This window comes from Caldicoprobacter sp. (assembly GCF_047459465.1).
GTDB lineage: Bacteria > Bacillota > Clostridia > Caldicoprobacterales > Caldicoprobacteraceae > Caldicoprobacter.
Genome location: NZ_VSCO01000117.1, coordinates 1 through 5,571, shown reverse-complemented (window position 1 = coordinate 5,571; position 5,571 = coordinate 1). Strand labels below are relative to the sequence as shown.

Genomic DNA, 5,571 nt, shown 5'->3' with positions numbered 1-5,571 from the left:
ATCCCTTATCAGGACCAGGCAGCACCGCAATGCGCTGTATAAAGGCGCTTTCATCCTGCCTATAGCCACTTATACCCCCTTTTATACGCCCATCCTCCTCAGCCACCACAGCAAACCTCTCACCCTGGCTCGATATCGTAATCAAAGAGCGCAGGCCTTCATTTAAGTATATCTCATCCAGGTCCTGAGGTTCAATCTTCCTGAAGGTTATCATGCTTTCGCCTCCACCAATTTTTTGAGCTGTATTATCTCATGCTCATCGAGGTATCGCCACTGTCCGGGCTTTAAGCCTCTAAGCACAAGATTCCCAAACCGCTCCCTCCTTAGAAATTTGACCGGGCAGCCAATGGCTTCAAACATCCGCCTTATCTGCCTATTCCTTCCTTCTTTCAATACTATCTTGAATGCCGAACTGTTGCCCTTCTGCCACAGCAACCTTATCTTATGGGCATGGGCAATGGCATCGCCTATATCGATCCCATCTATAAACTTCTGAATCTGGGACTTATAAGGGCGGCCTTCCACCACCACATAATATTCCTTTTCCACGCCGTACCGCGGGTGCATGAGCTTATTGGCCAGCTCGCCATCGTTGGTAAGCAATAATAGGCCCTCGGTATCGAAATCCAACCTGCCTACAGGATATACCCTGACGGGCTGACTCCCCAACAGCGACATTACGGTGGGCCTTTGGTGGGTATCCTTCACAGTGGTTACATATCCCCGTGGTTTATACAGGAGAATGTATACCTGCTTTGGTTCCAGCGAAATGGGTTTACCGTCCACCTTTACTTCATCCCTCTGCGGGTCCACCTTCACCCCCAGCTGGGTCACCACCTGGCCATTGACGGTAACCCTCCCCTGCTTTATCATCTCCTCGCATTTTCTGCGGGAAGCCACCCCACAATGAGCCATATATTTTTGTAGGCGCACGGGACATCTCCTCTCAATACAGGCACCAACCAAACTCACTTTATATATACCGATTTAATTTTTTTCAAGCAAAAATACAAGTTATAGTATACATCAAAGAAGACATAAAATAAAGGCGGCTTTTAGCCGCCTATTGCACATTTTGTTGTGTATGAGGACTACCTACATTTTCCTTTTTGGATCCCATCAAGCTTTGTATGTCTTCCAGCAGCTGTGGGAGCATCTCGACAACTCGATCAGTTGGAGTGCGAAAACGGACAGGCAAAAGCCTGACCTTGCCGCCACCCACCACCAAAAACGCTACCGGATTGACCGATACGCCTGCTCCGGTGCCACCCGCAAAAGGCATGGACGACAAAGCTTCGCCTTCTACGCTACCCCTGCCCTGCTTCTGGTCTTTGCTCCCATCCCTGTATTCACCGCCTCCTGCCACAAAGCCAAAAGAAACTTTGGATATGGGGATGATGACATTGCCATCTGCCGTCTCTACAGGATCGCCCACAATGGTATTTACATCTATCATCTCCTTGATGTTTTCCATAGTGGTCCTCATGATATTCTCAATCGGATGCCCTGACAATTCCTTCACCGCCCTTTATTTTTTCAGCTGTCTTTCGCATTCCAGCAATTATAATATATCTCAATTTAAGGGCTATTATGCAATTAAAGTGCAGCCGAAAAATCTCCCTATCAAACACCGGAGTTATATCCACCCTCTTTTTCTCAAAATAGTATCTGTTTTGAAGGTAAGAAAGCGCTATGTGCAGCAGAGAGATAAGGCTTCCGCATAGCAACGCCGTATGCGCGGCATCGCCGATACCCAGCCTGGCCCTCACCTCAAAATCCTCCACCCTGGCTTTTCCCCTGAGGATTTTGAAATATGGAGCATTTTGCCGCGCCTTTACCAGCACCTCCCTTATCAAGCTCACGATCTCCGCAGATATAGCTGTCTCACCCTGAGATGAAGGCTCTCCACTACCGGAAAGAGATGTGCGATCAACGCCTGGCTTTGTGTTAATGAATATCTTTTTTCGTACAATACCTCCCAAAGCGTGTACAACCATGAATGCCTCATTGTGGCCGTTCTCTATTTTAAGGCTAATCTCTATACGTATGGTTGCCATGCTAGCCAACACCAGCACAACCAATACAGCCAGAATTATCCAAACGTATAAAGCCACAGCCACCCGCACTCCGTGCATTTTTTTCTAGTTTTTCACGCTTACAAAAAAAAATACACGGCACAAGGAGTAAAAATCATGGGTCTTGCTGTGGCTCAAGAGGTGGCAAATCATTGATATCCGACAATCCAAAGCTCCTCAAAAATAGCTCTGTAGTTCCATACAGCTTGGGCTTTCCCGGTGCGTCAAGTCTCCCTACCTCGCGGATCAAATTTTTTTCCAGCAGCACAGCAATGGCATGGTCACATTTTACCCCCCTGAGCTGCTCGATGTCAGCTTTCGTCACAGGCTGGTTGTAGGCAATGATGGCCAGGGTTTCAAGGCAGGCTCTGGAGAGCGGCTGCTCCTTGGTCGCACCGGTAAACTTGCGGATATACTCACCGTACTCAGGCCGAGTAACCAGCTGATATGCGTCGTTGATCCTTATAAGCTGTAATCCCCGTGGTTGCAAAGCATAGGCTTTAAGCATCTTTTCCATCAAACTCTGGGCGGCATCAACGTCTATATCCAACACCTCGGCAATACTCCTTACAGGTACTGGATCCCCTGCAATGAACAAAATCGCTTCTGCTATAGCCATCATCTGCTGTTCTTCCATTTTAACCCCTTCCTTTGAATGAAGATATCAGAAAATGGCCTGGATTGCTGCACCGCAACCCAGCCCCTGTTTACCATCTCAAGCAGCGCCAAAAAGGTAACTACAACGTACAGTCTGGAAAACTTCCTGCTGACCAGCTGAGAAAACAGCACCTTTCCCCGCCTTACAATTAAAGCCGCTAGCTGATTTATTCTCTCATGAAGCGATATGGGTTCTGGCTTAATGTTGCGGACGACCGTTTGGGACTGCTGAGAGGTATTCTTTTTATCAAGCAAGGCCATCATGGTCTGCGCTATGTCCTGCTTGGTCACGTTGGAAAACTTTACATCTTCAGCTGTATCTACCACTTCTTCTGGTAGCTTGCTGTACATGTTGGAATACACCATGTACCTTTCATGTAACCATTCACCGGCGTCTTTATACTTCTTGTATTGCTTCAACCTCTCGATCAACTGCTGCTGTGGATCGGGCTCTTGCTCCTCAGACTGCTGCACAGGCTTGGGAAGCAGCTTGCTGGACTTTATATGAAGCAAAGTGGCAGCCATGACCATGAACTCACTTGCTATGTCGATATCCAACGCCTGCATCTGGCTCAAATAGTCCATGTACTGCGCTGTTATCTCGGATATGGATATATCCTCTATGTTTATTTTGGCCTTGGCGATGAGGTGCAGCAAAAGGTCCAGCGGCCCTTCAAAAACTTCAAGCCTTACCTGATAACCCAAACCATTATTACCCCCTTCCCCTTATTGCAACAAAGAAAGCAAAAAGGTTTGCAGATGCATCAATTGCCGATATACGTATTGGGCAGGGGTATGCACCAGCAAATTGAATCCTCCCAACACCGCAAAGATGAACAAAATTAGCATGCCGTAGTATTCATAGTTCCAAAAAAATTTGACATTCCGACGATAAAATAGCCCCTTTATAATGTGATATCCATCAAAAGGAGGTATGGGCATTAAATTCAAAATAGCAAACACTATATTCAGCTGCACTACGCGGTCTATAATTCCAAGCACGATATCCCTATAGAAAAAAACAAATAGCTCGGCTACCATCAAAATTACCAAGGCTATGAGGGACAGCAGCATATTGGCCAGCGGCCCAGCAAAAGACACAATGACGCTGCCCCACTTTCGATTTTTGAAATTTGCAGGATTGACCTGTACTGGCCTTGCCCAGCCAAACCTAAATAGGGCAAACAGTATTAGTCCCAGCCAATCCACATGGGCTAAAGGGAACAGGGTAAGCCGCCCCTGATTTTTAGGAGTAGGGTCTCCCAGCCTATAAGCTGTAAGGGCATGGGCAAACTCATGGAAAGACATGGCCAAAAACACAGCCGGCAAGCTTAAAAGTACATCAACCCAGTTTATGTACAATTCAGACAACCTCCATTCTGCTCCATGATAGGTGCTTTTAAAACAGACAACCATCCATGGTTTTATTGTACATGATTAATTACCATTATGAAACCCTTAATCTGGATTTTCCCTTTCTTAAAATAAAAATGGGTCGGCACCTATGCTTTACCGACCCATTAAGCCTTCTGCAAAATTATGCAAATTCAACCGTCAATGGGTTGAAGCGTTACTTGTTTTTTTGGCTTGCCGGTCTCCTAAGCCAGTTGTTAAATATTCTATTGAAATAATCGAACACGCCGGCAACCTCTACTGATTCTCCTGCCAGGATGTCCACTTTTCCAACCTCTTTGCCGTCCTTCTTAACCGTCAGTATCCCAATCTTTTGTCCCTCACGGACGGGGGCTTTCAAGGGAGCGGAAATCTGTACCTCCTTGGCAAACTCCTTTGAATCGCCCTTGGTAAGCAGCAATGACAAGTTATCGGCCGCCACTCCCATTATCCTGCTGGTTTTTCCTCCCGTTACAGGTATTTCGTTTTGGACGATTTGGCCTTTCCTGACTACCATAATTGACTCGTAATTGGCAAAACCGTAATCCAAAAGCTTGCGAGCTTCATTGAACCTGATCTGGGATGTGGGCGCTCCCAATATAACGGCTATAAGCCTTAAGTTTCCGCGCTTTGCAGTAGCCGAAATACAATGGCCAGCCTCCTGGGTATAGCCCGTCTTGATGCCGTCGCAGCCTTCGTAAAACCTGATAAGCCTATTGGTATTGACCAGCATGGTCTTGCCATCCCTCATGTAATCCAACCATATGGTACTCCACTTGAAAAAGAGGGGATGCTTCAACAGCTCCCTACTCATCAGAGCGACATCATATGCGGTGGTATAATGGTTTTCTGCAGGCAGGCCGGTGCAGTTGACAAAATTGGTATTTTTCATTCCCAATTGCTGGGCCCGCTCGTTCATCTTCTGCACGAACAGCTCATGGCTGCCGTATATCTTTTCAGCAAGGGCAACGCTGCCGTCATTGGCCGACGCTACTATTATGCTCTCCAGTATGGTGGATACCGGAAAGGTCTCTCCAGCCTCTAAAAATACGGTAGAGCCGCCCATGCTAGCAGCATACGGGCTGACATGCACGGGATCATCCAGCTTTAACCTGCCCTCCTCAATGGCTTCCATAGCCAAAAGAAGGGTCATTATTTTAGTTATGCTGGCTACAGGAAGCTTTTGGTGAGCGTTTTTTTCATACAGCACGGTACCCGTTTCATAATCCATAAGTAGCGCCGCTTTAGCCTGTATATTAAAGGGAAGCTCGGTTGCCGGTTGCGCAGCCACAGCCACCCCAAAAGGCATAATGACGAAGATTGCGGTCAGCAGCCAACAAACAACGGCCCTTTTTAATGTGCTCAACGCGATCCCTCCTATGCATCACATCTTCATCTAGGATTAGGTTTTCCATCGAATAGAAGGGTTATGCACATCAAAAAGCGC

8 protein-coding genes are annotated in these 5,571 nt (G+C 47.0%); all 8 read right to left on the bottom strand.

What is annotated here, in order from left to right; translation table 11 throughout:
* Nucleotides 1-214, bottom strand: a 214-nt coding sequence (locus FWJ59_RS07520; protein WP_414481335.1) for a hypothetical protein, incomplete at its 3' end; no start/stop codon positions are given.
* A complete protein-coding gene (locus FWJ59_RS07515; protein WP_414481334.1) occupies nt 211-933 on the bottom strand; it encodes a pseudouridine synthase in 723 nt (240 codons plus the stop codon). The genes FWJ59_RS07515 and FWJ59_RS07520, both read right to left, overlap by 4 nt.
* Nucleotides 934-1,063: 130 nt before the next feature.
* Nucleotides 1,064-1,513, bottom strand: a complete 450-nt coding sequence (gene ytfJ / locus FWJ59_RS07510; protein ID WP_414481336.1) for a GerW family sporulation protein — start codon at nt 1,511-1,513, stop codon at nt 1,064-1,066.
* On the bottom strand, nt 1,494-2,120 hold the full coding sequence (locus FWJ59_RS07505) for a DUF2953 domain-containing protein (protein ID WP_414481333.1): 627 nt from the start codon (nt 2,118-2,120) through the stop codon (nt 1,494-1,496). Before FWJ59_RS07505 ends, ytfJ begins: the two co-directional genes overlap by 20 nt.
* A 70-nt stretch (nt 2,121-2,190) precedes the next feature.
* Complete coding sequence (gene scpB / locus FWJ59_RS07500) at nt 2,191-2,712, bottom strand: SMC-Scp complex subunit ScpB (RefSeq protein WP_414481332.1); 522 nt, start codon at nt 2,710-2,712, stop codon at nt 2,191-2,193.
* Nucleotides 2,694-3,437 (bottom strand): segregation and condensation protein A, encoded by a 744-nt coding sequence (locus FWJ59_RS07495; RefSeq protein WP_414481331.1) that lies wholly within the window; start codon nt 3,435-3,437, stop codon nt 2,694-2,696. Before FWJ59_RS07495 ends, scpB begins: the two co-directional genes overlap by 19 nt.
* 21 nt (nt 3,438-3,458) lie before the next feature.
* A complete protein-coding gene (locus FWJ59_RS07490; RefSeq protein WP_414481330.1) occupies nt 3,459-4,103 on the bottom strand; it encodes a site-2 protease family protein in 645 nt (214 codons plus the stop codon).
* 199 nt (nt 4,104-4,302) lie between these two features.
* Nucleotides 4,303-5,490, bottom strand: coding sequence for a D-alanyl-D-alanine carboxypeptidase family protein (locus FWJ59_RS07485; RefSeq protein WP_414481329.1), 1,188 nt, complete (start codon nt 5,488-5,490; stop codon nt 4,303-4,305).
* Nucleotides 5,491-5,571 lie beyond the last annotated feature (81 nt).